Raw genomic sequence first — 1689 nt, forward strand, 5'->3', positions numbered from 1 at the left:
GGCCATCGACGCGCCCTGGCCCGCGCCGACGGGGTGTCCGGCGTCGCCGAGGAGTGCGATGCGGTCGTTGTGGCGGACCGGGACCGCGTCGAGTTTGTGCATCAGGGTCGGGCGGTGCAGTTCGGTGGTGGCCTTGAGGATCGCGGTCGGCAGTTGTTCGTGCCGGTGCAGTTCGCCGAGGCGGTGCAGCCATTGCGCGTCTGTGAGGGCGAGATCCGGCTGTGCGGGGCAGGCGACCTGGGCCGACCACCAGACCTTGCCGCCGGGGGCGGCGAGGTGGATGAAGGCGCCGTTGCGGGCGAAGGTCATGTTGAAGACGCCGGGGTCGGTCTCGATGCCTTCGGCGATGCCCGAGATGCTGTAGAGGCCGGCGTACTCGGGGGTGGGCGCGTGCGGGTCGAGCAGTGACCGGGTGGCCGACCAGATGCCGTCGGCGCCGATGAGCAGGGACGCCTCCGCCGTATGGCCGCTCGCGAAGACCGCCCGTATCCCTGCCTCGGTGGTGACCGCGTCCACCAGGCGCTCACCGGTGACGATGCGCGCCCCGGCCGCCAGCGCCTCCGCGCGCAGCGAGGCGACCAGCGTGCCCCGCATCAGGGTCACGCTGTGCAGCTCGTCGCCGCTCAGCCGACCCCGCGGCACATCGCCCAGGAGCTTGCCCGAGCTCGACCACATGCGCTGGCCCGGGACGTCGATCCCGGCCCCCCGTACCTGCTCCAGCACGCCAAGGGAGCGCAGCACCCGCAGGCCGTTGGACGCCAGACTCAGGAACGAGCCCACCTGACCGGCCGGTTCGGCGTACGCCTCGTAGACCGTGACCTCCACACCGATGCGCCGCAGCGCTATCGCGCCGGCTGCTCCGGCCACTCCGCCGCCTATGACGATGGCAGTCATGTGCCCTCCCTGATCTCTCGACTTCCATGAACCTATATTCAGTGAATTTAGATTCACCGAACTGCGATTCACTATGATGGGGGCGAGAGCCACACGTCAAGCCGGATAGGAGCGCCGGGAGCATGGGCGTACGCAGGGAGCAGGCCGCCGAGACCGAGGCGGCACTGAAGGAGGCGGCGCGGCGGCTGTTCGCCGAGCGCGGCTACCTCGACACGAAGATCACCGACATCACCCGCGAGGCCGGTCGCGCCACCGGCTCCTTCTACGCCCATTTCGCGGACAAGAACGCCCTGCTCCAAGCGCTGATGCAGGACATGGACACGCAGGCCGACGCGGAGATCGGCGCGGACGGCCACCCGGCCGACCACGATCTGACCGACGGCAGGCAGCTGCGCGAGCATCTGGCCGTCACCTGGCGGGTGATCCGCGACCATCTGCCGGTGGTCGCGGCCCTGATACAGACGAACTTCGCCGGCCCGCCCGGCGAGGGCCGCGCCTGGGCGAGCCTGACCGGGGAGACGGACATCCTCCGCGAGCACCTGGACTGGCTCCGCCGACGGGGCCACCCGCTCCCGGGCGACCCCGAGCTCGTCGCCGCGGCCATGGGGGCGATGGTCTCGATGCTCGGCTACGCCGTCATCACCGCGGGGGAAGGCGGCCCGCAGGTAACCGACGAGGAGATCGTCGACACCCTCACCGCCCTGCTACTGCACGGCCTGGCCGGACCCACGCCGAGCACCAGCTGACCGGCCGACATGAAGCAGCGGCACCCGACGTGAGAACTCCCGGGCGGGC

The 1689-nt window shown here is 70.8% G+C and carries 2 protein-coding genes; one reads left to right on the forward strand and one right to left on the reverse strand.

Annotated elements, in window-relative coordinates:
* On the reverse strand, nt 1–894 hold an 894-nt coding region (locus KUM44_RS39675), incomplete at its 3' end, for an FAD-dependent monooxygenase (protein WP_217214628.1).
* 122 nt (nt 895–1016) lie between these two features.
* Here KUM44_RS39675 and KUM44_RS39680 point away from each other — a divergent pair.
* Entirely contained in the window at nt 1017–1640 is a 624-nt protein-coding gene (locus KUM44_RS39680; RefSeq protein WP_217214629.1) for a TetR/AcrR family transcriptional regulator, read from the forward strand.
* Nucleotides 1641–1689: the final 49 nt, after the last annotated feature.

It is taken from the genome of Streptomyces sp. AC550_RSS872 (assembly GCF_019049285.1).
Taxonomy (GTDB): domain Bacteria; phylum Actinomycetota; class Actinomycetes; order Streptomycetales; family Streptomycetaceae; genus Streptomyces.

Bases quoted from the DNA above. Each gene is read 5' to 3' on its own strand.
- KUM44_RS39680 (WP_217214629.1), top strand. From the start codon at position 1,017: ATGGGCGTACGCAGGGAGCAGGCCGCCGAGACCGAGGCGGCACTGAAG.